The sequence below is a fragment of the Pseudomonas sp. LAMO17WK12:I1 genome (assembly GCF_900177315.1).
GTDB classification, from domain to species: Bacteria; Pseudomonadota; Gammaproteobacteria; order Pseudomonadales; family Pseudomonadaceae; genus Aquipseudomonas; species Aquipseudomonas marginalis.
In genome coordinates this window covers 126,993-153,213 of record NZ_FWZV01000004.1, presented here as the reverse complement: position 1 = coordinate 153,213, position 26,221 = coordinate 126,993, and the positions used below count along the sequence as shown (strand labels likewise).

General features: G+C 61.4%; 26 protein-coding genes. 12 read left to right on the top strand and 14 right to left on the bottom strand.

The window, feature by feature from the left end; genetic code table 11:
• Positions 1 to 75 precede the first annotated feature (75 nt).
• From B9N88_RS08365 to pdeM, 10 genes are all read left to right on the top strand, one after another.
• On the top strand, positions 76 to 2,517 hold the full coding sequence (locus B9N88_RS08365) for a penicillin acylase family protein (RefSeq protein ID WP_027604448.1): 2,442 nt from the start codon (positions 76 to 78) through the stop codon (positions 2,515 to 2,517).
• 201 nt (positions 2,518 to 2,718) lie between these two features.
• A complete protein-coding gene (locus B9N88_RS08360) occupies positions 2,719 to 3,723 on the top strand; it encodes a ligase-associated DNA damage response exonuclease (protein ID WP_027604449.1) in 1,005 nt (334 codons plus the stop codon).
• Positions 3,720 to 5,354, top strand: a complete 1,635-nt coding sequence (locus tag B9N88_RS08355) for an ATP-dependent DNA ligase (RefSeq protein ID WP_027604450.1) — start codon at positions 3,720 to 3,722, stop codon at positions 5,352 to 5,354. Before B9N88_RS08360 ends, B9N88_RS08355 begins: the two co-directional genes overlap by 4 nt.
• Positions 5,355 to 5,587: 233 nt before the next feature.
• Positions 5,588 to 6,367 (top strand): transporter substrate-binding domain-containing protein, encoded by a 780-nt coding sequence (locus B9N88_RS08350; protein WP_027604451.1) that lies wholly within the window; start codon positions 5,588 to 5,590, stop codon positions 6,365 to 6,367.
• Between the two features lie 57 nt (positions 6,368 to 6,424).
• On the top strand, positions 6,425 to 7,153 hold the full coding sequence (locus B9N88_RS08345) for an ABC transporter permease (RefSeq protein WP_027604452.1): 729 nt from the start codon (positions 6,425 to 6,427) through the stop codon (positions 7,151 to 7,153).
• Positions 7,150 to 7,860, top strand: coding sequence for an ABC transporter permease (locus B9N88_RS08340; RefSeq protein ID WP_027604453.1), 711 nt, complete (start codon positions 7,150 to 7,152; stop codon positions 7,858 to 7,860). Before B9N88_RS08345 ends, B9N88_RS08340 begins: the two co-directional genes overlap by 4 nt.
• A gap of 9 nt (positions 7,861 to 7,869) precedes the next feature.
• Positions 7,870 to 8,988 (top strand): succinylglutamate desuccinylase/aspartoacylase family protein, encoded by a 1,119-nt coding sequence (locus B9N88_RS08335; protein ID WP_027604454.1) that lies wholly within the window; start codon positions 7,870 to 7,872, stop codon positions 8,986 to 8,988.
• A gap of 13 nt (positions 8,989 to 9,001) precedes the next feature.
• The gene (locus B9N88_RS08330) at positions 9,002 to 9,766 is read left to right on the top strand and encodes an ABC transporter ATP-binding protein (RefSeq protein ID WP_016973168.1); all 765 of its coding nucleotides are present in this window, start codon (positions 9,002 to 9,004) and stop codon (positions 9,764 to 9,766) included.
• Between the two features lie 57 nt (positions 9,767 to 9,823).
• Positions 9,824 to 12,304, top strand: coding sequence for a ligase-associated DNA damage response DEXH box helicase (locus B9N88_RS08325; protein ID WP_027604455.1), 2,481 nt, complete (start codon positions 9,824 to 9,826; stop codon positions 12,302 to 12,304).
• The gene (gene pdeM / locus B9N88_RS08320) at positions 12,304 to 12,954 is read left to right on the top strand and encodes a ligase-associated DNA damage response endonuclease PdeM (RefSeq protein ID WP_027604456.1); all 651 of its coding nucleotides are present in this window, start codon (positions 12,304 to 12,306) and stop codon (positions 12,952 to 12,954) included. Before B9N88_RS08325 ends, pdeM begins: the two co-directional genes overlap by 1 nt.
• A 15-nt stretch (positions 12,955 to 12,969) precedes the next feature.
• On the opposite strand, the gene B9N88_RS08315 is transcribed toward pdeM, so the two are convergent.
• The gene (locus B9N88_RS08315; protein ID WP_027604457.1) at positions 12,970 to 13,170 is read right to left on the bottom strand and encodes a hypothetical protein; all 201 of its coding nucleotides are present in this window, start codon (positions 13,168 to 13,170) and stop codon (positions 12,970 to 12,972) included.
• Between the two features lie 107 nt (positions 13,171 to 13,277).
• Positions 13,278 to 13,844 (bottom strand): dCTP deaminase, encoded by a 567-nt coding sequence (dcd, locus tag B9N88_RS08310; RefSeq protein WP_003172320.1) that lies wholly within the window; start codon positions 13,842 to 13,844, stop codon positions 13,278 to 13,280.
• A 389-nt stretch (positions 13,845 to 14,233) separates the two neighbouring features.
• Between dcd and B9N88_RS08305 the strand changes: the two genes are divergently transcribed.
• Entirely contained in the window at positions 14,234 to 14,443 is a 210-nt protein-coding gene (locus tag B9N88_RS08305) for a cold-shock protein (protein ID WP_002554837.1), read from the top strand.
• A gap of 209 nt (positions 14,444 to 14,652) precedes the next feature.
• On the opposite strand, the gene rpoS is transcribed toward B9N88_RS08305, so the two are convergent.
• From rpoS to B9N88_RS08265, 8 genes are all read right to left on the bottom strand, one after another.
• The gene (rpoS, locus tag B9N88_RS08300; RefSeq protein ID WP_025855149.1) at positions 14,653 to 15,657 is read right to left on the bottom strand and encodes an RNA polymerase sigma factor RpoS; all 1,005 of its coding nucleotides are present in this window, start codon (positions 15,655 to 15,657) and stop codon (positions 14,653 to 14,655) included.
• A 105-nt stretch (positions 15,658 to 15,762) separates the two neighbouring features.
• Positions 15,763 to 16,599: a peptidoglycan DD-metalloendopeptidase family protein gene (locus B9N88_RS08295; protein ID WP_027604458.1), complete on the bottom strand. Its 837-nt coding sequence runs from the start codon at positions 16,597 to 16,599 to the stop codon at positions 15,763 to 15,765.
• Between the two features lie 207 nt (positions 16,600 to 16,806).
• Positions 16,807 to 17,442 (bottom strand): protein-L-isoaspartate(D-aspartate) O-methyltransferase, encoded by a 636-nt coding sequence (locus B9N88_RS08290; RefSeq protein ID WP_169899534.1) that lies wholly within the window; start codon positions 17,440 to 17,442, stop codon positions 16,807 to 16,809.
• Positions 17,443 to 17,483: 41 nt separating this feature from the next.
• Positions 17,484 to 18,233: a 5'/3'-nucleotidase SurE gene (gene surE / locus B9N88_RS08285; RefSeq protein ID WP_027604459.1), complete on the bottom strand. Its 750-nt coding sequence runs from the start codon at positions 18,231 to 18,233 to the stop codon at positions 17,484 to 17,486.
• Positions 18,221 to 19,279, bottom strand: coding sequence for a tRNA pseudouridine(13) synthase TruD (truD, locus tag B9N88_RS08280; RefSeq protein ID WP_027604460.1), 1,059 nt, complete (start codon positions 19,277 to 19,279; stop codon positions 18,221 to 18,223). Before truD ends, surE begins: the two co-directional genes overlap by 13 nt.
• Positions 19,276 to 19,749, bottom strand: coding sequence for a 2-C-methyl-D-erythritol 2,4-cyclodiphosphate synthase (gene ispF, locus B9N88_RS08275; protein WP_012722614.1), 474 nt, complete (start codon positions 19,747 to 19,749; stop codon positions 19,276 to 19,278). Before ispF ends, truD begins: the two co-directional genes overlap by 4 nt.
• A 54-nt stretch (positions 19,750 to 19,803) precedes the next feature.
• Positions 19,804 to 20,649 (bottom strand): S-formylglutathione hydrolase, encoded by an 846-nt coding sequence (gene fghA / locus B9N88_RS08270; protein ID WP_027604461.1) that lies wholly within the window; start codon positions 20,647 to 20,649, stop codon positions 19,804 to 19,806.
• A gap of 8 nt (positions 20,650 to 20,657) precedes the next feature.
• Positions 20,658 to 21,770: an S-(hydroxymethyl)glutathione dehydrogenase/class III alcohol dehydrogenase gene (locus B9N88_RS08265; RefSeq protein WP_017137160.1), complete on the bottom strand. Its 1,113-nt coding sequence runs from the start codon at positions 21,768 to 21,770 to the stop codon at positions 20,658 to 20,660.
• A 108-nt stretch (positions 21,771 to 21,878) separates the two neighbouring features.
• Between B9N88_RS08265 and B9N88_RS08260 the strand changes: the two genes are divergently transcribed.
• Positions 21,879 to 22,775: a LysR substrate-binding domain-containing protein gene (locus B9N88_RS08260; protein WP_027604462.1), complete on the top strand. Its 897-nt coding sequence runs from the start codon at positions 21,879 to 21,881 to the stop codon at positions 22,773 to 22,775.
• On the opposite strand, the gene ispD is transcribed toward B9N88_RS08260, so the two are convergent.
• From ispD to kdsA, 4 genes are all read right to left on the bottom strand, one after another.
• The gene (gene ispD, locus B9N88_RS08255; protein ID WP_027604463.1) at positions 22,776 to 23,483 is read right to left on the bottom strand and encodes a 2-C-methyl-D-erythritol 4-phosphate cytidylyltransferase; all 708 of its coding nucleotides are present in this window, start codon (positions 23,481 to 23,483) and stop codon (positions 22,776 to 22,778) included.
• Positions 23,480 to 23,758 carry a cell division protein FtsB gene (gene ftsB / locus B9N88_RS08250; protein ID WP_003172294.1) on the bottom strand — a complete coding sequence of 93 codons (279 nt, stop codon included), beginning with the start codon at positions 23,756 to 23,758 and terminating at the stop codon, positions 23,480 to 23,482. The genes ispD and ftsB overlap by 4 nt, the downstream gene beginning before the upstream one ends.
• A gap of 170 nt (positions 23,759 to 23,928) precedes the next feature.
• A complete protein-coding gene (gene eno, locus B9N88_RS08245; RefSeq protein ID WP_027604464.1) occupies positions 23,929 to 25,218 on the bottom strand; it encodes a phosphopyruvate hydratase in 1,290 nt (429 codons plus the stop codon).
• Between the two features lie 157 nt (positions 25,219 to 25,375).
• On the bottom strand, positions 25,376 to 26,221 hold the full coding sequence (gene kdsA / locus B9N88_RS08240; RefSeq protein ID WP_027604465.1) for a 3-deoxy-8-phosphooctulonate synthase: 846 nt from the start codon (positions 26,219 to 26,221) through the stop codon (positions 25,376 to 25,378).

Sequence of the window (26,221 nt, the reverse complement as noted above, 5' to 3'; positions counted from 1 at the left end):
CTCCTGCTTGCGTCGTTTCACCGCGCTCACTAACGTAGCGCCTTTACTGACGCTACCCCCCGCAGGAGCTTTGCCATGGCCTCGCCAGCCCTCTCACATTTTCTTCCCCGGTTCGGCGTTGCCGCGGCAGTGGCCAGTGCATTAAGCCTGGCCGGTTGCCAGCTCCAGAGCACCCAGGAGACCCTGCCGCCAGTGGCCGGCGTACAGCCGATCAAGGGCCTCGCACAGAATGTTTCGATACGCCGCAACGCCCAGGGCATGCCGCTGATCGAAAGCAACACTTTCCACGACGCGCTGTTCAGCCTCGGTTACGTACACGCCAGTGACCGTATCACCCAGATGGTCAGCCTGCGCCTGCTGGCCCAGGGCCGTTTGGCGGAAATGTCCGGGCCTGAGGTGCTGGATGTGGACCGCTTCATGCGCGCGGTCAACCTGAAAAAAAGCGCCGGCGAGCTGTACAACGCCTCGTCTCCGCGTCTCAAGCGCTTCTTCGAAGTGTATGCCCGTGGCGTCAACGCCTACCTGTTCCGCTACCGCGACAAGCTGCCGCCGGACCTGGCCCAGACCGGCTACAAGCCTGAGTACTGGAGGCCGGAGGATTCGGCGCTGCTGTTCTGCCTGCTGAATTTCAGCGAGTCGGCCAACCTGCAGGAAGAGCTGGCGTCGTTGCTGCTGGCGCAAAAGGTCGGCGTGGACAAACTCGCCTGGCTGACACCGAGCGCGCCGGATGAGCCGATCCCCCTGGCCGAGGCCGAGAAACTCAAGGGCGTGAACCTCAGCCAGATCACCGGCCTGGCCGGGCTGGACGCGGTCAGCCAGCAATTGAGCAGCCTCAACTCGCTGGCGGTTACCACGTCGAGCAACTGGGCCATCGGCCCGCAACGCAGCCGCAGCGGCAAGAGCCTGCTGGCAGGCGACCTCGCCGCCCAGCCGCAGGCGCCGTCACCGTGGAACTACGTGCAGATTCGCGCACCGAAATACCAGGCCGTCGGCGCCTCGATTGCCGGCCTGCCGACCCTGTTGTCCGGTTTCAACGGCAACGTGGCATGGAGCATGAGCACGGTCAAGGGCGATACCCAGGACCTGTTCCTGGAGAAGGTCAAACGCCAGGGCAGCGCGCTGTACTACGAGAACAACGGAAAATGGCTGCCGGCAGCGGTGCGTAATGAAACTTTCTTCGTCAAGGGTCAACGCTCGATTCGCGAAGTGGTGTACGAAACCCGCCACGGTGCCCTGCTCAACAGCAGCCAGGCCCTGACCAGCGGTTTTGGCCTGGCCCTGCAAACCGCCGACTTCAAGGATGACAAGAGCCTCGACGCATTCTTCGACCTGTCCCGCGCGCAAAACGCCGGCAAGGCCTCGGACGCAACCCGCAACATTCGCGCCATTGCCTTGAACATGGTCTTCGCTGACGCCGGCAGCATTGGCTGGCAGGTCACCGGCCGCTTCCCCAACCGCCGCGAAGGCGAAGGCCTGCTGCCCTCGCCCGGCTGGGATACGCGCTTTGACTGGGACGGTTACGCCGACGCGATGCTGCACCCCTATGACCAGGACCCGGCCCAAGGCTGGATCGGCACCGCCAACCAACGCACCGCGCCGCGCGGCTACGGCATGCAGCTGTCCAACTCCTGGGATGCGCCGGAGCGCAGCGAGCGCCTGGCGCAACTGGCCAATGCGGGCAAGCACGACAGCCGCAGCATGATCGCCATGCAATACGACCAGACCACCACCTTTGCCGCCAAGCTCAAGACCATGTTCCAGGCGCCGGGCATGGCCCAGCCCTTGAAGCAGGCGATTGATGCGCTGCCAGCCCCCGAGCAGGCCAAGGCGCGGGAAGCACTGAAGCGCCTGATGGCGTTCGATGGTCGCCTGGTATCGACGTCCGCCGACGCGGCGCTCTACGAACTGTTCCTGCAGGAAAGCACCCGGCAGATCTTCCTCGACGAACTGGGGCCGGAAAACAGTGCCAGCTGGAAAGCCTTTGTCAGCAACGCCAACCTGTCCTATGCCGCCCAGGCCGACCACCTGCTGGGCCGCGAAGACAGCCCGTTCTGGGACGACGTGCGCACCGCGCAAAAAGAAGACAAACCCGCCATCCTCGCCCGCAGCCTGGCCGCCGCGATCACCGCCGGCGAGAGCCAACTGGGTGCTGACCACAAGGCCTGGCAGTGGGGCAAGCTGCACAGCACCACCTGGAAAAACACCAGCGGCCAAGTGATTCGCGGCCCGCTGGCGTCCGGTGGCGACCACAACACCTTGAACCCGGCGCCATACAGCTGGGGCCAGGATTTCACCACCACCCAGGTGCCGGCGCTGCGCATGATCGTCGACTTCGGCCAGCTGGAGCCGATGATGGGCCAGGGTGGCATCGGCCAGTCCGGCAACCCGGCCAGCCCGAACTACGCCAATGGCATCGACCCGTCGCTCAAGGCGCAATACCTGAGCTTCCCGATGCAGCCGCAGAACTTCGAGAAAGTATATGGGAAGGCCAGGTTGACCCTGACCCCAGGCAAGTGACCTGACTTCAACCTGGTGAAACCGGATCCAAATGTGGGAGGGGGCTTGCCCCCGATAGCGGTGTATCAGTCACCGATGTTTTGACTGAACCACTGCTATCGGGGGCAAGCCCCCTCCCACATTTGGACTGCATGCATTCAGATAGAACTTCTGCGCTCGCCCCCGCCTCATACCTGATAAGCCCATCGCCCCGGTCACCCCATGGACCTTGTCATCGCCCGGCCCGAAGGCCTCTACTGCCCCGCCGGAGATTTCTACATCGATCCCTGGCGTCCCGTGGAACGCTCCGTCATCACCCACGCCCACGGCGACCACGCCCGCACGGGCAATCAACACTACCTGGCCGCCGCCCCTGGCGAAGGCATCCTGCGCTCGCGCCTGGGCCAGGACATCAACCTGCAAACCCTGGCCTATGGCGAAAAACTCGTCCACCACGGCGTGACCCTGAGCTTCCATCCGGCCGGGCATGTACTTGGCTCGGCCCAGGTGCGCCTCGAGTACCAAGGCGAAGTCTGGGTGGCGTCCGGCGACTACAAAGTGGAACCGGACGGCACCTGCGCGCCCTTCGAACCGGTGCGTTGCCATACCTTCATCACCGAATCCACCTTTGGCCTGCCGATCTACCGTTGGCAGCCCCAGGCGCAGATCTTCGCCGGGATCAACGATTGGTGGACGGGCAATATTGCCGCCGGCAAAGCCAGTGTGTTGTTCTGTTATTCCTTCGGCAAAGCCCAGCGCATCCTGCATGGCATCGACGCCAGCATCGGGCCGATCCTCAGCCATGGCGCGGTCGAGCCGCTGAACCGGGTGTACCGCGAGGCCGGCATTTATATTCCCGAAACCCTCTACGCCGGCGAATTCAAAAAGACCGACCCATTGCTGCGCCAGGCCCTGATCATCGCGCCGCCTTCCGCCGGTGGCAGCAGTTGGATCAAGCGCTTCGGCGACTACAGCGATGCCTTCGCCAGCGGCTGGATGCGCCTGCGCGGTACCCGGCGGCGGCGCGGGGTGGACCGAGGGTTCGTGCTGTCGGACCACGCCGACTGGCCCGGGCTGCTGTGGGCGATCGAACAAACCGGCGCCGAACGGGTGATGGTCACCCACGGCTCCGTCGGCGTATTGGTACGCCACCTGCGGGAAAAAGGCCTGGATGCCCAGGGCTTCACTACCGAATACGGCGATGACGAAGAGGAGGCCACGGCATGAAAGCCTTCGCCGAGCTGTACGCCAACCTCGATGCCACCACCTCCAGCAATGCCAAGCTCGCGGCCCTGCAAGCCTACTTCCTGCAAGCGCCGCCTGAAGACGCTGCGTGGGCGGTGTATTTCCTGTCCGGCGGACGACCGCGGCAATTGGTACCGACGCGTCTGCTGCGGGACATGGCCACCGAAGCATCCGGCATCGAGCCGTGGCTGTTCGAAGAGAGCTACCAATCGGTAGGCGACCTGGCCGAGACGATTTCCCTGCTCCTACCGGAATCCACCTACACCTCCGAGGACGGCCTCTCCATATGGCTGGAAGAAAAACTCCTGCCGCTGCGTGGCCTGTCGCCCCTGGACCTGGCCGAACGGTTACCGGCGTTATGGGCGCAACTGGACCAGCCGAGCCTGATGGTGTGCATCAAGTTGATCACCGGCAGCTTTCGCGTCGGCGTGTCCAAATTGCTGGTCACCCGTGCGCTCGCGGCCATGGCCGACCTCGACAGCAAGCGCGTCGCGCAGCGATTGGTGGGCTACACCGATTTATCCAACCGACCGACAGCCGAAGGCTACCTCAAGCTGATCGCCGCCGAATCATCCGACGAGCATGCACAACGGGGCGGACAGCCCTATCCGTTTTTTCTCGCCCACGGGCTGGCGCAACCGGTGGAGCAATTCGACGCCTTGCTCGGTTCCCCCGCCGACTGGCAGGTGGAATGGAAGTGGGACGGCATTCGCGCGCAGCTGGTCAAGCGCGAAGGCCGGCTGTGGATCTGGTCGCGGGGCGAAGAGCTGGTGACCGAGCGCTTCCCCGAACTGCACAGCCTGGTCAGTGGCCTGCCTGATGGCACGGTGATCGACGGCGAGATCGTGGTGTGGAAGGACTCGGTACAACCCTTTGCCCTTCTGCAGCAGCGCATCGGTCGCAAGACCCTGAGCAAAAAAGTGCTCGACGATGCCCCGGTTGCGCTCCTCGCCTATGACCTGCTGGAACATCAGGGCAACGACTGGCGCAACCACCCCCAGGCCGAACGTCGCGCCCAACTGGAACAGGTGATTGCCCAGTGCAACCAACCCGTGTTGCAGCCCTCGCCCCTGCTGACGGGCGCCACATGGCAGGACCTCGCACTGCAACGCGAAGCCTCCCGCAGCCTCGGCGTGGAGGGCATGATGCTCAAGGCTCGCGACGGCCTGTACGGCGTGGGCCGCACCAAGGACATGGGCCTTTGGTGGAAGTGGAAAGTCGACCCCTTCAGTGTCGATGCGGTGTTGATCTACGCCCAACGCGGCCATGGCCGGCGCGCCAGCCTCTACAGCGACTACACCTTCGCCGTATGGGATGGCCCGCCCGGCAGTGAACGCACGCTGGTGCCCTTCGCCAAGGCCTACTCAGGACTGACCGACGAAGAAATGCGCAAGGTCGACGCCATCGTGCGCAAGACCACCGTGGAGAAGTTCGGCCCGGTCAGCAGCGTGACGCCCAGCATGGTGTTCGAGCTGGGGTTTGAAGGCATTGCCCTTTCCAAGCGGCACAAGAGCGGGATTGCGGTGCGCTTTCCGCGGATGTTGCGTTGGCGCCAGGACAAGGCAGTGGATGAGGCGGATAGCCTTGCCACCCTGCAGGACTTACTGGCCTGACCCAGAACACCGCCCCTCCCACAATCGGATCTCCAAATGTTCCGAAATAGTGCGCTCGATTTTCAATGCCCATTTTCGGGCATCTCCTACACTCATGACTCCCTTGTCCCACCTTTTAAAACGCTCATTCGGAACTATGGTGCAGAAATTGCTACTCGTGATCCGTCTGACACCGTTCAGTAACAGTCCTAAACGCGCCACAAGCGCTTATCTTGGTTTCCAGGGATTAAATAATGAAAAAAGCATTGCTGACCCTTTCTGCACTGGCTCTGTGCATGGCCGCCGGTACCGCGCTGGCCAAGGAATACAAGGAACTGCGTTTTGGTGTCGATCCGTCCTACGCACCGTTCGAATCCAAGGCGGCCGATGGCAGCCTGGTAGGCTTCGATATCGACCTGGGCAATGCGATCTGCGCCGAACTGAAAGTGAAGTGCAAGTGGGTCGAGAGTGACTTTGACGGCATGATTCCAGGCCTCAAAGCCAACAAGTTCGACGGAGTGATTTCGTCCATGACCGTGACCCCGGTGCGCGAGAAGGCCATCGATTTCTCCAGCGAGCTGTTCTCCGGCCCGACCTCGCTGGTGTTCAAGAAAGGCGCGGGGTACTCGACCCCAGAGTCCCTCAAGGGCAAATCCGTGGGCTACGAGCAAGGCACCATCCAGGAAGCCTACGCCAAGGCGGTACTGGATAAAGCCGGTGTGACCACCAAGGCCTACGCCAACCAGGACCAGGTTTACGCCGACCTGACTTCCGGTCGTCTCGACGCTTCCGTGCAGGACATGCTGCAGGCCGAACTGGGCTTCCTGAAGTCTCCGGCCGGTGCCGGCTATGAAGTCAGCGCCGCCATCGATGACCCATTGCTGCCATCGAAAACCGCCATCGGTATCAAAAAAGGTAACACTGAACTGAAGGCCCTTTTGGATAAAGGTATCAAAGCGTTACACGATGATGGCACCTACGCCACCATCCAGAAGAAACACTTTGGCGATCTGAACCTGTACAGCGGCAAATAATGCCTGGGGCGCCCCTTCTCTCAAGGGGCGCTTTTTTATCGCCATAGGTCCTGATTTATGTTCGAAGAACTGTTGCAAACCCTCGGGCTGAGCGCACTCAGCCTGAAGGGTTTCGGCCCGTTGTTGCTGCAAGGCACCTGGATGACCATCAAGTTGTCGGTGCTGTCCCTGATCGTCAGCGTATTGCTGGGCCTGCTCGGCGCCAGCGCCAAACTTTCCAGCCTGCCCTTCCTGCGTATCCCCGCCCAGCTCTACACCACCCTGATTCGCGGTGTACCCGACCTGGTGCTGATGCTGTTGATTTTCTACAGCCTGCAAACCTGGCTCACCGGCCTGACCGACTTCATGGAATGGGAATACATCGAGATCGACCCATTCAGCGCCGGGGTGATCACCCTGGGCTTTATCTACGGTGCTTATTTCACCGAGACGTTTCGCGGCGCAATCCTCGCCGTGCCCCGTGGCCAGCTCGAAGCCGCCACGGCCTACGGCCTCAAGCGCGGGCAACGCTTTCGCTACGTGACCTTCCCGCAGATGATGCGCTTTGCCCTGCCGGGTATCGGCAACAACTGGATGGTGATGCTCAAGGCCACGGCCCTGGTGTCGATCATCGGTCTGGCGGACCTGGTCAAGGCCGCCCAGGATGCCGGCAAAAGCACCTACCAACTGTTCTACTTCCTGGTGCTCGCCGCGCTGATCTACCTGTTGATCACCAGCGCGTCCAACTTCGTCCTGCGTCGTCTTGAACGTCGCTACTCCGCAGGCTCACGGGAGGCGGTGCGATGATCGAACTCTTGCAGGAATACTGGCGCCCCTTCCTCTATAGCGACGGCCAGCACATCACCGGCCTGGCCATGACCCTGTGGCTGCTCAGCGCCGCCCTGGTCATCGGCTTTGTGGTGTCGATCCCGCTGTCCATCGCCCGTGTATCGCGCAACCCGCTGGTACGCTGGCCGGTGCAGTTCTACACCTACCTGTTCCGTGGCACGCCGCTCTATATCCAGTTGCTGATCTGCTACACCGGCATCTACAGCATCGCCGCCGTACGCGAACAACCGCTGCTGGATGCGTTCTTTCGCGATGCGATGAACTGCACGATCCTGGCCTTCGCCCTCAACACCTGCGCCTACACCACGGAGATTTTCGCCGGGGCCATCCGCAGCATGGCCCACGGCGAAGTCGAGGCGGCCAAGGCCTACGGTTTAAGCGGCTGGAAGCTGTACGCCTACGTCATCATGCCTTCGGCGTTGCGCCGCTCGTTGCCCTACTACAGCAACGAAGTGATCTTGATGCTGCACTCGACCACGGTAGCGTTTACCGCGACGATTCCGGACATCCTCAAGGTGGCACGGGACGCCAACTCGGCCACGTTCATGACGTTCCAATCATTCGGTATCGCCGCGCTGATCTACCTGACCGTGACCTTTGCCCTGGTCGGTCTGTTCCGTCTGGCGGAGCGCCGTTGGCTGGCGTTTCTCGGGCCCAGCCATTAAGGAGCCTTCATGCATCATCAGGTACACGATCTGATCGCGCCGGTGCCAGGCACGGCGCGGCAGATTCACAGTTTCCACTTCGGCCCCGAACACGCCGAGGGCAAGGTCTATATCCAGTCATCGCTGCATGCCGATGAACTGCCGGGCATGCTGGTGGCCTGGCACCTGAAGGTGCGCCTGGCCGAGCTGGCGGCAGCCGGGCGGTTACTGAGCGAGATCGTGCTGGTGCCCATCGCCAATCCGGCAGGCCTGGAACAGGTGTTGATGGACACCCCGCTGGGCCGCTACGAGTTGGAAAGCGGGCAGAACTTCAATCGCCTGTTTGTCGACCTCAGCGAAGAAGTGGGCGACCAGGTCGAAGCGTTGCTCGGGGATGATCCCCGGCACAACGTCGAGCTGATCCGTGCCGCGTTGAGCACCGCCCTCGCCGGGCAAACCGCCACGACCCAATTGCTCGCTCAACGGCTGGTGCTGCAACGCCTGGCCTGCGATGCCGACATGGTGCTGGACCTGCATTGCGACTTCGAAGCCGTGGCGCACCTCTACACCACGCCCGAAGCCTGGCCGCAGGTGGAACCGCTGGCACGCTATATCGGCTCGGAGGCCAATCTGCTTGCCACCGATTCCGGCGGGCAATCCTTCGATGAGTGTTTCACCCTAGTGTGGTGGCAGCTGCAACAACGCTTTGGCGCGCGCTTCCCGATTCCCATGGGCAGTTTTTCGGTGACCGTCGAACTGCGTGGCCAGGGCGACGTCAACCATGGGTTGGCCGCCCTCGACTGCCAGGCAATCATCGACTACCTGATTCACTTCGGCGCGATTGCCGGCGACGCCGCACCGCTGCCCGAACTGCCCTACCCCGCCACGCCGCTGGCGGGCGTCGAACCCGTGGCAACGCCGGTGGGCGGCCTGCTGGTGTTCAGCGCCCTGCCCGGTGAATACCTGGAAGCCGGGCAACTGATCGCCGAAATCATCGACCCCATTACCGACCGCGTAACGCCCGTGCACTGCCAGAAGGCCGGCCTGCTTTACGCCCGTTCGCTGCGCCGCATGGCCACTGCCGGGATGGTCATCGGCCATGTCGCAGGCACCGAGGCCTACCGCAGCGGCTATCTACTTTCGCCTTGAGGATGCACGCCCCATGTACAAATTGACCGTTGAAGGCCTGCATAAAAGCTATGGCGACAATGAGGTGCTCAAAGGCGTCTCGCTCAAGGCCAGGACCGGTGATGTGATCAGCCTGATCGGCGCCAGCGGCTCGGGCAAAAGCACCTTTTTGCGTTGCATCAACTTCCTGGAAACCCCCAACGACGGCGCCATGACCCTCGACGGCCAGCCGATCCGCATGGTCAGCGACCGCCACGGCATGCGCGTGGCCGACGATGCCGAACTGCAGCGCCTGCGCACGCGACTGGCGATGGTGTTCCAGCATTTCAACCTGTGGAGCCATATGAGCGTGCTGGAAAACATCACCATGGCCCCGCGCCGGGTGCTGGGTTGCAGCAAAAAGGACGCCGAAGACCGCGCCCGTCGCTACCTGGACAAAGTGGGTTTACCGGCACGCGTGGCGGACCAATACCCGGCGTTCCTGTCCGGTGGCCAGCAGCAACGGGTGGCCATCGCCCGTGCCCTGGCCATGGAGCCGGAAGTGATGCTGTTCGACGAACCCACCTCGGCCCTCGACCCGGAGTTGGTGGGTGAAGTGTTGAAGGTCATCCAGGGCCTGGCCGAGGAAGGCCGCACCATGATCATGGTGACCCACGAAATGAGCTTTGCACGCAAGGTATCCAGCCAGGTGCTGTTCCTGCACAAGGGCCTGGTGGAAGAGCAAGGCGCGCCGGAGGATGTGCTGGGCAATCCGAAGAGCGAACGCCTGCAACAGTTCCTGAGCGGCAATTTGAAGTAAACCTTTGCGACGCCTGGAGGGTCTGTGGAATAGGCCCTCCAGAGCGTTCGCCGCCCCATGGCAAAACCCCTCGACTTCGCCAAAACGTGGTTTGCCGCCAAAGGCTGGAAGCCGTTCGCTTTCCAGAAAGACGTATGGACGGCGGTCAAGGACGGCCGCTCGGGCTTGCTGCACGCCAGCACCGGCGCCGGCAAAACCTACGCCCTGTGGTTTGCCGCCCTCAACCGTTTCGCGATCACCCGACCGCCCGCCACCGGTAAACGCAAACCGCCGGCTGAGCCACTGACCGTGCTGTGGATCACGCCCATGCGTGCGTTGGCCGCCGACACCGCACGCGCCCTCGAAGCGCCGCTCGAGGCCTTGCAGATTCCCTGGAGCGTCGGCCTGCGCACCGGCGATACCAGCAGCAGCGAGCGTGCCCGGCAAACCCGACGCCAGCCCACCGCCCTGGTCACCACCCCGGAAAGCCTGACCCTGATGCTCGCCCGCGCCGACAGCGAAACGAGCCTGGCGCACCTGCGCATGGTGGTGGTGGATGAATGGCATGAGCTGATCGGCAACAAGCGCGGCGTGCAGTTGCAGCTGGCGTTGGCGCGGCTGCGGCGTTGGCATCCCGAACTGATGGTGTGGGGCATTTCGGCCACCCTCGGTAACCAGTCCCACGCCCTGGAAGTGCTGGTCCCACAAGGGGACGGGATTAATGTGCAGGGACAAACGGCCAAGCAGTTGCACGTCGACACCTTGCTGCCGCCCTTCGCCGAGCGGTTTCCCTGGGCTGGGCATATCGGCTTGAAGATGCTGCCGCAGGTGGTGGCCGAGGTCGACGCCAGCAGCAGTTGCCTGGTGTTTACCAACACGCGGGCGCAGTCGGAAATCTGGTATCAGGCGCTGCTCGATGCACGCCCGGATTGGGCCGGGGTGATTGCCCTGCACCATGGTTCGCTGGCCCGCGAGACCCGCGACTGGGTGGAGCGGGCGTTGAAAGACGGTCAGCTCAAGGCGGTGGTGTGCACCTCCAGCCTGGACCTGGGGGTGGATTTTTTGCCGGTGGAGCGCGTGCTGCAAATCGGCTCGGCCAAAGGCGTGGCGCGCCTGATGCAACGCGCCGGGCGCTCCGGCCATGCACCCGGACGGCCGTCGCGGGTGACCCTGGTGCCGACCCACAGCCTGGAACTGGTGGAAGCCGCTGCGGCCCAGGACGCCATTGCAGCGCGGCGCATCGAAGCCCGCGAATCGCCCCACAAGCCGTTGGATGTGCTCGTACAACATTTGGTGAGCATGGCCCTGGGCGGTGGCTTTACGCCGCAGGCGCTGCTGGCGGAGGTGCGTGGCGCCTGGGCCTATCGTGACCTCAGCGAGGCCGATTGGGCCTGGGCCCTGGGTTTTGTACGGCATGGCGGCTTATCGCTGACCGCTTACCCGGATTACCGCCGCGTGGCGCCGGACGAGCACGGCATCTGGCGCGTCCCCGATGCCCGGCTTGCGCGCCGCCATCGCATGAGCGTGGGCACCATTGTCAGCGACGCCAGTATCCAGCTGAAATTCTGGAGCAAGGGCGGCGGTGGCAAGAACCTGGGCAGTGTCGAGGAAGGTTTTATCGCACGCCTCAAGCCGGGTGATGGCTTCTTGTTTGCCGGACGCCTGCTGGAATTGGTGCGGGTGGAAAACATGACCGCCTATGTGCGCCGCAGCAGCGCCAAAAAAGCTGCCGTACCCCGCTGGAATGGCGGGCGCATGCCCCTTTCCAATGAGCTGGCCCAAGCCGTGGTGGAGCGCTTCGATGCGGCCGCGCACGGGGTCTACGAGGGGCCGGAAATGCGGGCTGTGCAAACCCTGCTTCAGACACAATTGCGCTGGTCCGGCTTGCCGACGCGCGAGCACTTGTTGGCCGAAGCCTTGAAATCGCGGGAGGGCTGGCACCTGTTCCTCTACCCGTTTGCCGGCCGCCAGGTGCACCTGGGACTGGCGAGTCTGCTGGCGTGGCGGGTCAGCCAGCAGCAGCCTGTGACCTTCTCGATTGCCGTCAACGATTATGGCTTGGAGTTGCTCAGCGCCACCGAGTTGGATTGGCCACGCTTGCTGAATGGGGCGCTGCTGAGCCCGAAGCAGTTGCTGGCAGACGTAGCAGCCAGCCTGAACGCCGGGGAACTCGCCCTGCGCCGCTTTCGCGAGATTGCGCGTATCGCCGGGCTGGTGTTTGCCGGTTACCCCGGCGCGCCGAAAAGCACGCGCCAGGTGCAGGCATCCAGCGGGTTGTTCTTTGAAGTGTTCAAGCAATATGACCCGCAAAACCTGTTGCTGGCCCAGGCGGGGGAAGAAGTCCTGCGCGACGAATTGGATATTCGTCGACTGGAAGAGACCTTGCTTCGCCTCTCGGCGCTGACACTGGACGTGCATAGGATCGAACGTCCTACGCCCCTGGCCTTCCCACTGCTGGTAGAACGGATGCGCGAAAGCATGAGTTCGGAAAAACTCTCGGAGCGCATTGCGCGGATGGTCAAGGACTTGGAAAAAGTCGCCGATAACGGCAAACGCTGATGGTGTGCTCAGTGACGCTGGAGGGCGAAGAGCTGTGGCTGTTGGCGGATAAGGCGCTCTACTGGCCCGCGCGCCAGTGCCTGCTGATCGCCGATGCACACTTTGGCAAGGCATCGGCCTATCGCAGCCTGGGCCAGCCGGTACCGCAAGGCACCACCACCGAGAATCTGCAGCGCCTGGATCGGCTGTTGGCGGCCGTACCGTGCGCCCAGGTAATCTTTCTCGGCGATTTCCTCCACGGGCCCGGCTCCCACGCCAGCGGCACCCTCAGCGCCTTGAGAGCCTGGCGAGCACGTCATTGCGACCTGTCGATGACCTTGATTCGCGGTAATCACGATAAACGCGCGGGCGACCCACCGGCTGACTTGAACATCGAAGTGGTCCCGGAGCCCCTGTTGATGGGCCCTTTCGCCCTGCAACACGAACCGCACGCCCATGCCAGCCACCATGTGCTGGCGGGGCATGTGCACCCGGCGTATCGCTTACGCGGCAAGGGCCGGCAGAGCCTGCGCCTGCCGTGTTTCCAGTTCGGCACACGCGTCAGCCTGCTGCCGGCGTTTGGGGCGTTTACCGGGGGGCATACGGTGGAGCAGGACAATGACCGCCGAATCTTTGTCATCGGCGATCACCAGGTGTGGCAGGTGCGCTGACCGGCCTTGCGGGTATCAGGCGACCGGTGCGGGAGGCGGCTCGTCCGGAAGGGTCGGCTCACCGGGCTCGGTGGGCTGCTGTGGCCAATCTTCATCGGGTTGGCCGGGGATGCCGCCTGCATAGGCGGGATCAGCCATCAGGGACCAGGCCAGAACGCCAATCTGGTTGGGTTCAAGCCGGGCAAGTTCTGCGCTGATTCGCGGGTCAATCTTCATAAGGCACTCCTCAAGCGTGGCTCGGTGCGTTTTGCACGCACCGAGGCAGTACACCCAATAGAGTCACTTTCTGCGGACTAATTCCCTTTACGCGTAGGACCTTTCGATCAAGCGCGTGGCAAGGTGACGCCGCGCTGGCCTTGGTACTTGCCGGCGCGGTCTTTGTAGGACACTTCACAGGCCTCGTCAGACTGCAGGAACAGCATCTGCGCCACGCCTTCGTTAGCGTAGATTTTCGCCGGCAGGGTGGTGGTGTTGGAGAACTCCAGGGTCACGTGGCCTTCCCACTCAGGCTCAAGTGGCGTCACGTTGACGATAATGCCGCAGCGCGCGTAGGTGCTTTTACCCAGGCAGATGGTCAGCACGTCGCGGGGAATCCGGAAGAATTCCACGGTGCGTGCCAGGGCAAAGGAATTCGGCGGGATAATGCACACGTCGCTTTTCACATCGACGAAGCTCTTTTCGTCGAAGTTCTTCGGATCCACGATCGCCGAGTTGATGTTGGTGAACACCTTGAACTCGTCGGCGCAGCGCACATCGTAGCCGTAGCTGGAAACGCCGTACGAGATCACGCGGTCATCGCCTTCACCACGAATCTGGCGCTCGACGAACGGTTCGATCATGCCGTGCTCTTGCGCCATGCGGCGAATCCACTTGTCCGATTTGATGCTCATGGCGGGTGTCCTGAATAGCGAGGTGGAAAAATTCTGTGGGGCATCTTACCGGGGCCGGCGTTGGGGTTCAAAGGGCGTCGGGCTTTTCTTGATGAACGCACCGGCTGCCATAAGGCGCAGCCAGCGGGGCCGGGACCCGCATTGCCGCAACCAGTGTGTGTAAATACCACCGCCAGTCACGAAAATAGAGAAACCTTCGGAAATACCATTGGCACGTTCCGGAAAAAGGGTTAAGGTGGCGCCACTGTGCTGCTTGTGTCACTGAGAATCTCTACACGATATGTTGAATTTCGATCCAACCATCTCCAAGAATTTTTCCTGCTCTTTGCACTCAGTCTCGGCCAGGGCTTTTCCTGAGTCGCAGTTAACTTTGTCCAAGGAGATACACCATGTCTAATCGCCAAACTGGTACCGTTAAGTGGTTCAACGATGAAAAAGGCTTCGGCTTCATCACTCCACAATCCGGTGACGACCTGTTCGTTCACTTCAAAGCTATCCAATCCGACGGCTTCAAAAGCCTGAAAGAAGGCCAACAGGTTTCTTTCATCGCTACCCGCGGTCAGAAAGGCATGCAAGCTGAAGAAGTTCAAGTTATCTAACTTGTACTGACTCAGTCAAAAAGACCCCGCCCTTAAAAGCGGGGTTTTTTTATGCCTGGGATTTGGGCATACATGAATAAAATGTCGTGCGCAAAAAATGTGGGAGGGGGCTTGCCCCCGATGGCGGTGTAGCAGTCGATACTTGCATTGACTGACAGACCACTATCGGGGCAAGCCCCCTCCCACATTCAAGCACTCAAGCGGCGTCGTTATTGAAACAACGACTCGCTCGACAAGCCATTCTTCTCCAGGATCTCGCGCAAGCGCTTGAGCCCTTCCACCTGGATCTGCCGCACCCGCTCACGGGTCAGGCCAATCTCCAGGCCTACGTCCTCCAGCGTACTGCTCTCATGGCCACGCAGGCCGAAGCGGCGAATCACCACCTCACGCTGCTTGTCCGTGAGCTCGGACAGCCACTGGTCAATGCTTTGGGAAAGATCATCATCCTGCAACAGCTCGCAGGGATCCGTAGGACGATCATCCGTCAGGGTGTCCAGCAGGGTTTTATCCGAGTCCGGACCCAGCGAGACGTCGACCGAAGACACACGCTCGTTAAGACCCAGCATGCGCTTGACCTCCCCTACCGGTTTTTCCAGCAGGTTGGCGATTTCTTCGGGCGAGGGTTCATGATCGAGTTTTTGAGTGAGCTCACGTGCCGCCCGCAGGTACACGTTGAGCTCCTTGACCACATGGATCGGCAACCGGATCGTGCGGGTCTGATTCATGATCGCCCGTTCGATGGTCTGGCGAATCCACCAGGTGGCATAGGTCGAGAAGCGGAAGCCCCGCTCAGGATCGAACTTCTCCACCGCCCGGATCAAGCCCAGGTTGCCCTCCTCGATCAGGTCCAACAAGGACAGCCCACGATTGACGTAGCGCCGGGCGATTTTCACCACCAGGCGCAGGTTGCTTTCAATCATGCGCTTGCGCCCAGCCGGATCACCCTTTTGCGACAAGCGCGCAAAATGGACTTCTTCTTCGGGAGTCAGCAGAGGGGAAAAGCCGATTTCATTGAGGTACAGCTGGGTCGCATCGAGCGCCCGGGTGTAATCAATGTATTTGTGTTGCTTTAACGCGGTGGAGTTCTTGGATTTGGTGCGAACTGAAGGTACAGCAGGTCCCTCATTCGACATCGATTCCGTAGCGATGCCGGTCTCCATAAGGAGAACCTCATCGTCGATGTCAAACTCCGGCGCTTCTTTACTGAGAGCCATTGTTATAGTCCTTTGGTGAGTTCGACCTCAAGCTCAAGCGACGCCTTTATCCTTGGCAACGCTGGAGCCTGTTCCTTCTACGTGAGGAACAGGCTGTGCAACATATCAACGACGGGGTAGGAATTGCAGTGGATCTACAGGCTTCCCTTGACGGCGAATCTCAAAGTGCAGTTTCACCCGGTCTGTACCAGTTGATCCCATTTCGGCAATTGTCTGTCCGACTTTGACCTGCTGCCCCTCCCGAACCAACAGCCTACGGTTGTGGCCGTAAGCACTGACGTAGGTATCGCTGTGTTTGATGATGACCAGCTCGCCGTAGCCCCGCAAACCACTCCCGGCGTACACCACCGTCCCATCAGACGCAGCTAAAACAGGCTGTCCCAAATCCCCGGCAATATCAATGCCTTTATTCAAACTGCCGTTTGAAGAGAATTTTCCAATTAACACTCCATTTGAGGGCCATCCCCAACCGGTCGGCGCAGGCCCTGCGGGGGGCAACGGCGCGGGTGCCGGCTTGTTCGCGACACTCGGCGCAGCGGTACCCGCAGGCCGGGTAATGATGGTGGTTTTGCTCGAAGACGACGGCGAAGATCCGGTGTTTGTCACAACTGCCGTAGGGGTAGAACCGGTGCGACCGTCAAAGCGAATCGTCTGACCCGGATGTATCGTGTAGGGCACAGGAATATTGTTACGGGCTGCGAGGGCCTTGTAGTCCCAGCCATAACGGAAAGCAATCGAGAACAAGGTGTCGCCCTTGCGCACGACATACTGCCCGGTGGTCACCGTCGGTTTTTGTGGTGCAGCGTTATTGCGGTCAACCACCCGTGCACCGCTGCTTGGCGAGCTGGAACACCCTACCAGAAGGGAACCAAAGACAAGGCCAAGCACCAGTCGCTGAAAACTTGTTTTACTCATACGCTGCGCAAGACCTGTGAGACTCACCCGCCGCTCCCTTTGTGGTGGCTGAACATGAATGCCTGTATCAGGCTTGAAATATGACGCAAGTATAACTGGGCATTGAAGTTTTACCGTCACGCGACTGAAACGAATCATTCAGCGCGTTGAATCGCCCCGCCCATCATGTTGACTTGATAGACCCCGCCGTAAGACACATCCTCACCAACAGAATTCACTGCCCGCGAAAAATGATCAGGCCAGCGGGCCATTGAGCAACGGCACAAAACGCACGGCGCCGAGTACATGCCGGGAAAAACCATCGTCTTCACGGACAATAAGCATCAATTGTTGCACTTCACCGGAACCCACCGGAATGACCAGCCGCCCTCCCGGGGCCAGTTGATCGAGCAGCGCCTGCGGCACATCCGTGGCCACGGCAGTGACGATAATCCCGTTGTAGGGCGCCAGCGCCGGCCAGCCTTCCCAACCATCGCCCCAGCGGAATACCACGTTGCGCAGGTTCAGCTCCACCAGGCGTTCCTTGGCGCGATCCTGCAGCACCTTGATGCGCTCCACCGAGAACACCCGCTCCACCAGTTGCGACAGCACCGCCGTCTGGTAGCCGGAACCGGTGCCGATCTCCAGCACTTTGTCCAGCGGCCCCGCCGCCAGCAGCAGCTCGCTCATGCGCGCAACCATATAAGGCTGGGAGATGGTCTGGTTATGGCCGATGGGCAATGCCGTGTCTTCGTAGGCACGATGGGCCAAGGCTTCATCGACAAAGAGGTGCCGAGGCGTACGCCGGATCACTTCCAACACCTGGGCGTTGGAAAGCCCCTCTTCGTACAGGCGCTGGATCAAACGCTCACGGGTGCGCTGGGAGGTCATCCCGATGCCCCGGCGCAGCAGGTCGTCTTGTTCACGAGCCATCAGCGCAGCCCCTCCAGCCAGCCATCGAGACTACTGAAGGCATCACTGAAGGTGCGATCAAGTTGCAACGGGGTAATCGACACATAGCCTTGCATCACCGCGTGAAAGTCCGTGCCTGGGCCACCGTCTTCGGCATCGCCCGCTGCCGCGATCCAGTAGCCTTCCTTGCCACGCGGGTCGACGACCTTCAACGGCGCTGCCGCGCGGGCGCGATGGCCCAGGCGCGTAAGCTGGATACCGCGAATGTGGTCGAGGGGCAAATTGGGAATGTTGACGTTGAGCACCGTGCGCGGCGGCAGGTCCAGGGCGCCATGGGCCTCCACCAGCTTGCGCGCGAAATAGGCCGCGGTGGGCAAGTTGTCCAGTTGCCGCGATGCCAACGAAAACGCAAACGAGGTACGGCCGAGGAAGCGTCCTTCAAGCGCCGCCGCCACCGTGCCGGAATACAGCACGTCGTCGCCCAGGTTGGCGCCGAGGTTGATGCCCGACACCACCAGGTCCGGCTCCTGGTCCAACAAACTGTTGATCGCCAGGTGCACGCAGTCGGTGGGGGTGCCGTTCACACTGATAAAGCCATTGGCCAGAACCTGCGGGTGCAGCGGACGGTCGAGCGTCAGCGAACTGCTGGCGCCGCTCTTGTCCTGGTCGGGGGCAACCACCACGCACTCGGCGTAATCCTGCAGCGCAGCATAGAGCGCGGCAAGGCCGGGTGCGGTGGCACCGTCATCGTTTGATATCAGAATACGCATGGGCTGTCCGTCTGCCCCACCGGCACCAGATCAACAAGCTCGCGCACCAAGACAGTGGCGAAGCATCCGGCCGGCAGGACGAATTCCAATTGCAGAATGTCAGGCCCGGGATAATGCCACGTCAACCCGCCAATGGGCAGTCGCAGAATGCGACGTTCCTGGCTCATGCCGGCACTCACCAGCCAATCACGCAGGTCGGCTTCACCGGCGGCGACCGCCTGCTCCAACTCAAACGTGGCGCCTGTCGCCGGAGAATCACCCTCGCCCCACTGCGGGCCGGTAGGGTGCAGGTCCAGGATCGCCAGGCGCGGGTCGCTGCACTCAGCCTCCCCCGCCGGAAAAAAGCTGCGGCTGTCGGTAAATGCCAGCAGATCACCCACTTGCGCGCGCTGCCAGGAACCGTCGGCGACGCGCGCCGCCAGCACTTTGTTGAAGAGAAAACTGCGCGCGGTGGACAACAACCGCGAACGCACATTGCGCTGCTCCGGGAGGGCCTTGCGCGCCGCCCATTCCCGCGCGTCGACGACATTGCCACCGTTGTGGCCAAAACGCTGGGTGCCGAAATAGTTGGGGATGCCGTACTGGGCAATCAATTGCAACCGAGCGTCAATGGCGGCGGTATCACCGGCCAATTGGGTCAGGCGCAAGGTAAAGCCGTTGGCCGAGTGCGCGCCGCGCTGCAGCTTGCGCTTGTGGCGGGCGGTTTTCAGGATCCTGAGGGTGTCGTTTTCCGCACCGCTCATGTCCGGATCGGCCTTGCCCGGCAATTGAACGCTGAACCACTGGCGGGTCAACGCCTGACGGTCCTTGAGCCCGGCATAGCTGACAGTGCGCAACGGCACGCCAGCCGCCTTGGCGATACGCCGCGCGGCTTCCTCAGTATTGAGCCCGCGCTTCTCAACCCACAACCACAGGTGCTCGCCTTCGCCGCTGAGCGGAATATCGAGCACTTCGTCGACCTGGAAATCTTCAGCCGTGGCCTTCAGGACCGCGCTGCCCAGGGCCTCGCCATAGGCACGCGGGCCCAGCAGTTGCAGGTCGTTCATGCGCGCAGCAACAAGGCGACGGAGTGCACCGCGATGCCCTCTTCACGACCGGTGAACCCGAGCTTTTCGGTGGTGGTGGCTTTCACGTTGACTTGATCCAATTCAATTTGCAGGTCTGCGGCAATCAGTGCGCGCATGGATTCGATATGCGGGGCCATTTTCGGCGCCTGGGCCACGATGGTGTTATCGACATTGCCGACCTTCCAGCCCTTGGCATGGATCAGGCCGACCACATGGCGCAGCAGGACACGGCTGTCCGCGCCCTTGAAGGTGGGATCGGTATCCGGAAAGTGCTTGCCGATATCGCCCAGCGCCGCCGCGCCGAGCAAGGCATCGCTCAAGGCATGCAGGACAACGTCGCCGTCGGAATGAGCCAGCAGCCCATGGTGGTGTGCAATGCGCACGCCGCCCAGGGTGATGAAATCGCCTTCAGCGAAACGGTGCACATCGTAGCCGTGGCCAATACGCATAAAAAAACGCCCCGATTTAATTCAGGGCGTGATTCTACCTACTTTTGCCTCATATTAACCGAGCAAAGCACGACCATGATGTCGCAAATGATCTTCGATGAAGCTGGCGATAAAGAAGTAGCTGTGGTCGTAGCCAGGCTGCAGGCGCAGTTCCAGCGGATGGCTGGCCGCCTTGGCCGCTTGCTGCAAGGCTTCGGGCTTGAGCTGCACGGCAAGGAAATCGTCGCGGTCGCCCTGGTCCACCAGCAACGGCAGCTTTTCCGAGGCTTCGCCGATCAGCACACAGGCATCCCATTCACGCCATTTGGCGCGCTCTTCACCCAGGTAACGGGAGAAAGCTTTCTGGCCCCACGGGCAATCCATCGGATTGTTAATCGGCGAAAACGCCGACACCGACAGGTAACGCCCAGGGTTGCGCAGGGCACACACCAACGCACCGTGGCCGCCCATGGAGTGGCCGCTGATACCGCGTTTGTACGAAGCCGGGAAATGCGCTTCAACCAATGCCGGCAATTCCTGCACCACGTAGTCATGCATCCGATAGTGCTTGGCCCACGGTTCCTGCGTGGCATTCAGGTAAAACCCTGCGCCCAGGCCGAAATCCCAGGCGTTATCCGGGTCGCCCGGTACACCGGGCCCACGTGGGCTGGTGTCCGGCGCCACGATGATCAACCCCAGTTCCGCCGCCATGCGCTGGGCACCGGCTTTCTGCATGAAGTTCTCATCGGTGCAGGTCAGGCCGGACAGCCAGTACAGCACCGGCAGCTTGCCGCCCTGCTCCGCTTGCGGCGGCAGGTAGACGGCGAAAGTCATGTCGCAGCCGAGCACATCGGAGTGATGTTTGTAGCGTTTATGCCAGCCGCCGAAGCTCTTCTGGCACGACAGGTTTTCCAGACTCATGGCCGACCTCAGAAGTGGATGACGGTACGAATGCTCTTGCCTTCATGCATCAGGTCAAACGCTTTGTTGATGTCTTCCAGGCCCATGGTGTGGGTGATGAAAGTGTCCAGCGGAATCTCGCCGGTCTGGGCCATTTCCACGTAGCTTGGCAACTCGGTACGGCCGCGTACGCCACCGAACGCCGAGCCACGCCAGACGCGACCGGTCACCAGCTGGAACGGGCGGGTGGAGATTTCCTGGCCGGCACCGGCAACGCCGATGATCACCGACTCGCCCCACCCCTTGTGGCAGCACTCGAGCGCGGCACGCATCAGTTGCACGTTGCCGATGCACTCGAAGGAAAAGTCCACGCCGCCGTCAGTCAAATCGACAATCACGTCCTGGATCGGGCGGTCATAATCTTTCGGATTGATGCAGTCGGTAGCGCCCAGTTGCTTGGCGATCTCGAACTTGGCCGGGTTGATGTCAATCGCGATGATACGGCCGGCCTTGGCCTTGACCGCACCGATCACGGCCGACAGGCCGATACCGCCAAGACCGAAGATCGCCACGGTGTCACCCGGCTTGACCTTGGCGGTGTTGATTACCGCACCGATGCCGGTGGTGACGCCACACCCGAGCAGGCAGACCTTCTCCAGCGGCGCTTCTTTGGGAATTTTGGCAACGGAAATTTCCGGCAGCACGGTGTACTCGGAGAACGTCGAGGTGCCCATGTAGTGGAAAATCGGCTGACCCTTGTAGGAAAAACGCGTGGTGCCATCCGGCATCAGGCCTTTGCCTTGGGTGGAACGAATGGCCTGGCACAGGTTGGTCTTACCCGAGAGGCAGAACTTGCACTTGCCGCATTCCGGGGTGTACAGCGGGATCACATGGTCGCCCACCGCCACCGAAGTCACGCCTTCGCCGATGGCTTCGACCACCGCACCGCCTTCATGGCCAAGGATGGAGGGGAAGATGCCTTCCGGGTCAGCGCCGGACAGGGTGTAGGCATCGGTATGGCAAACCCCGGAGGCGACCACACGCAACAGCACTTCGCCCGCCTTGGGCATGGCCACATCGACTTCCACGATCTCGAGGGGTTTCTTGGCTTCAAAGGCAACGGCAGCGCGGGACTTGATCATCCAGGTTTCTCCAGGGCGTTAAAAATGATGGAGAGAGTGTAAAACATGGCTCCATGATTAATAATCCAGGCAAAAGCAAAACTTTATTGCTGTACAGGGATAATCGCTATGCTGGAGAACCGCTGGGAAGGCATCGATGAATTCGTTGCCGTCGCCGAATGCAGCCAATTTACGGCGGCTGCCGAGCGGCTGGGTGTGTCTTCGTCCCACATCAGCCGCCAGGTGGCACGCCTGGAAGAGCGCCTGCAAACGCGGTTGCTGTATCGCAGTACCCGTAAGGTGACCCTGACCGAAGCAGGTCAGACATTTCTGCAACATTGCCAGCGCCTGCAGGACGGCCGCGAAGAAGCCCTGCGCGCCGTGGGCGACCTCACCAGCGAACCGAAAGGCATGTTGCGCATGACCTGCGCGGTGGCCTATGGCGAGCGTTTCATCGTGCCGCTGGTGACGCGGTTCATGGGCCTGTACCCGCAATTGCGGGTGGATATCGAATTGAGCAACCGCCAACTGGATCTGGTGCACGAAGGCCTCGACCTGGCGATTCGCCTGGGGCGCTTGCAGGATTCGCGCATGGTCGCCAGTCGCCTCGCACCTCGGCGTATGTACCTGTGCGCGTCGCCGTCCTACCTGGCGCGGTACGGACGGCCCCATAGCTTGTCGGAATTGAGTCGACATAACTGCCTGATCGGCAGCTCGGATATTTGGCAACTGGCCCAGGACGGGCGCGAATTTTCCCAACGGGTACAGGGAAACTGGCGCTGCAACAGTGGGCAAGCGGTGCTGGATGCGGCGCTGCAAGGGGTGGGGTTATGCCAACTGCCGGACTATTACGTGCTGGAGCATCTGCACAGCGGCGCGCTGGTGTCGTTGCTGGAGGCGCATCAGCCGCCGAATACGGCGGTGTGGGCGCTGTATCCGCAACAACGGCACTTGTCGCCGAAGGTCAGGAAGTTGGTGGATTTCTTGAAAGAGGGCTTGGCCGAGCGGCCGGAGTACAGCGGTTGATTAACGACGATTCGCCCAACGCAGTCGCAGCCACTCCAGGTCTTCCGGCCGGGTCACCTTGATATTGTCCGAGCGCCCTTCGATCAAGCGCGGCGCCTGCCCGGACCACTCCATCGCCGAGGCTTCATCGGTGATCACCGCATCGGCCACCAGGCTGTCAGCCAATGCGCGGTGCAAGGCCCCGAGGCGGAACATCTGCGGCGTATAGGCTTGCCAGATCAAGCTGCGGTCGACGGTTTCCACCACCCGCCCCTGCTTGTCGACACGCTTGAGGGTATCGCGAGCCGGCACCGCCAGCAGGCCGCCCACCGGATCGTCCGCCAATTCGACCAGCAGCTTGTCGAGGTCATCACGGCTCAAATTAGGCCGCGCCGCGTCATGCACTAACACCCAATCGTCATCGCCGGCGCCCAGGGCATTGAGTTGCAGCAGTGCATTGAGCACCGACCCCGAGCGCTCCGAACCACCGTCCGCACGTTGGATACGCGGGTCAGCGGCACACGCCAGGTCGGGCCAATACGGATCTTCAGCAGCAAGACTGACCACCAACCCCTTGAGGCTGGGATGGTCGAGAAAACAGCCAAGGCTGTGTTCGAGAATAGTGCGCCCGCCCAATTGCAAGTATTGCTTGGGACGGTCCGCGGCCATACGGGCACCGACGCCCGCGGCAGGTATCACGGCCCAGAAGGCCGGCAAACGGTAACTCATTGGGCCAACTGGTAGAGGGTTTCGCCCTCCTTGACCATGCCCAACTCATGACGGGCCCGTTCTTCAACGGTCTCGGTACCCTTTTTCAGCTCAAGCACTTCGGCATCGAGGACGCGGTTGCGCTCCAGCAGGCGTTCGTTCTCGGCGTGCTGGTCGGCAATTTGCTGGGTCAGGTCTTTTACCTGCGCAAAGCTGCCATTACCTACCCATAGGCGGTACTGCAGGCCAGCCAGCAACAAGAGCAAGACGAGGAACAACCAATTGGGACTGCGCATCGAATATCGGGTATCCAGTGGAAAAACACGCCATGCAAAACTTTTACAGCAACTGATAGCACGAAGCCTGGAAGAACCAGGCTTGTGCTTGATCGCCATCAGATTAGCGTCGAAACTCGCACCTTCGTGATCTTTCCGACGCAATCCACCGACTTTTTACCACTTACCGATCAGCCGCGAAACTCGCCGCGACCGTTGTACTTGGCTTTGCCGGCCAGTTGCTCTTCGATACGCAGCAATTGGTTGTACTTGGACACACGGTCGGAACGGCACAGGGAGCCGGTCTTGATCTGGCCCGCCGAAGTGCCCACGGCCAGGTCGGCGATGGTCGAGTCTTCAGTTTCGCCGGAGCGGTGCGAGATCACGGCGGTGTAGCCCGCAGCCTTGGCCATCTGGATGGCTTCCAGGGTTTCGGTCAGGGTGCCGATCTGGTTGAACTTGATCAGGATCGAGTTGGCGATCTTTTTGTCGATGCCTTCTTTCAGGATCTTGGTGTTGGTCACGAACAGGTCGTCACCCACCAGCTGGACTTTCTCGCCGATCTTGTCGGTGAGGATCTTCCAGCCATCCCAGTCGGACTCGTCCAGGCCGTCTTCGATCGAGATGATCGGATAGCGCTGGGTCAGGCCCTTGAGGTAGTCGGCAAAACCTTCGGAGTTGAACACCTGGCCTTCGCCGGACAGGTTGTATTTGCCATCTTCGTAGAACTCGCTGGCGGCGCAGTCCAGGGCCAGGGTCACGTCGGTGCCCAGTGTGTAGCCGGCGTTGGCCACGGCTTCGGAGATCACTTTCAGTGCATCTTCGTTGGACGCCAGGTTTGGTGCGAAACCACCTTCGTCACCTACGGCAGTGCTCAGGCCACGAGCTTTCAGCACGGCTTTGAGGTGATGGAAAATCTCGGTGCCCATGCGCAGGCCTTCGGAGAAGGTCTTGGCGCCGACCGGCTGCACCATGAATTCCTGGATGTCGACGTTGTTATCGGCATGCTCGCCACCGTTGATGATGTTCATCATCGGAACCGGCATCGAGTAGACACCCGGGGTACCGTTCAGGTTGGCGATGTGGGCGTACAGCGGCAGGTCCTGGTCCTGGGCGGCCGCCTTGGCAGCAGCCAGGGACACGGCGAGGATGGCGTTGGCGCCGAGGCTGCCTTTGTTTTCAGTGCCGTCGAGCTTGATCATCGCGTGGTCCAGGGCTTTCTGGTCCAGCGGGTCCTTGCCCAGCAGCAGGTCACGGATCGGGCCGTTGATGTTGGCTACAGCCTTGAGGACACCCTTGCCCAGGTAACGGCTCTTGTCGCCATCACGCAGTTCCAGCGCTTCGCGCGAACCTGTGGAAGCACCGGACGGCGCGCAGGCGCTGCCGATGATGCCGTTATCGAGAAGCACGTCGGCTTCGACGGTGGGGTTGCCACGGGAGTCGAGAACTTCACGACCTTTGATGTCGACGATTTTTGCCATTGTTGTAAACACTCCAAAGTTGACGAAAACGACGCAGCTGAAGGAAATCTTTTGACCGACCGCAAGGGTGGAACAACGGGGCAGGCTTGCAGGCGACAAGGCTCAGGCCCGTAGGCCTGAGCGTAAAGCGTGGGAAAGTCTACCGGAGAATCAACGCTTACGCGGTCTCTACCGTCGGAAAACTCTTGACCAGTTCGTCCAACTGCTTGAGCTGGGCCAGGAATGGCTCCAGCTTGTCCAGGCGCAGGGCGCATGGGCCGTCGCATTTGGCGTTGTCCGGGTCCGGGTGGGCTTCGAGGAACAGGCCCGCCAGGGACTGGCTGATGCCGGCCTTGGCCAGGTCCAGTACCTGGGCACGGCGCCCACCGGCGGAGTCGGCGCGACCACCGGGCATTTGCAGCGCGTGGGTCACGTCGAAGAACACCGGGTATTCGAACTGCTTCATGATGCCGAAACCGAGCATGTCCACCACGAGGTTGTTGTAGCCGAAGCTCGAACCGCGCTCGCAGAGGATCAACTGGTCGTTACCCGCTTCCACGCACTTGTTCAGGATGTGTTTCATCTCCTGGGGCGCGAGGAACTGGGCTTTCTTGATATTGATCACCGCGCCGGTCCTGGCCATCGCGACCACGAGGTCGGTCTGGCGCGACAGGAAGGCCGGCAACTGGATGATGTCGCACACCTCGGCGACCACGGCAGCCTGTTCAGGCTCGTGGACGTCGGTGATGATCGGCACGCCGAAGGCTTGCTTGATGTCCTGGAAGATCCGCATGCCTTCTTCAAGGCCCGGGCCGCGATAGGAGGTCACGGACGAACGGTTGGCCTTGTCGAAGCTGGCCTTGAACACGTAGGGGATACCCAGTTTCTCGGTAACCTTGACGTACTCTTCACAGACCTGCATCGCCATGTCACGGCTTTCCAACACGTTCATGCCGCCGAACAGCACCATGGGCTTGTCGTTGGCAATCTCGATGTCGCCTACGCGAATGATCTTCTGGGCCAT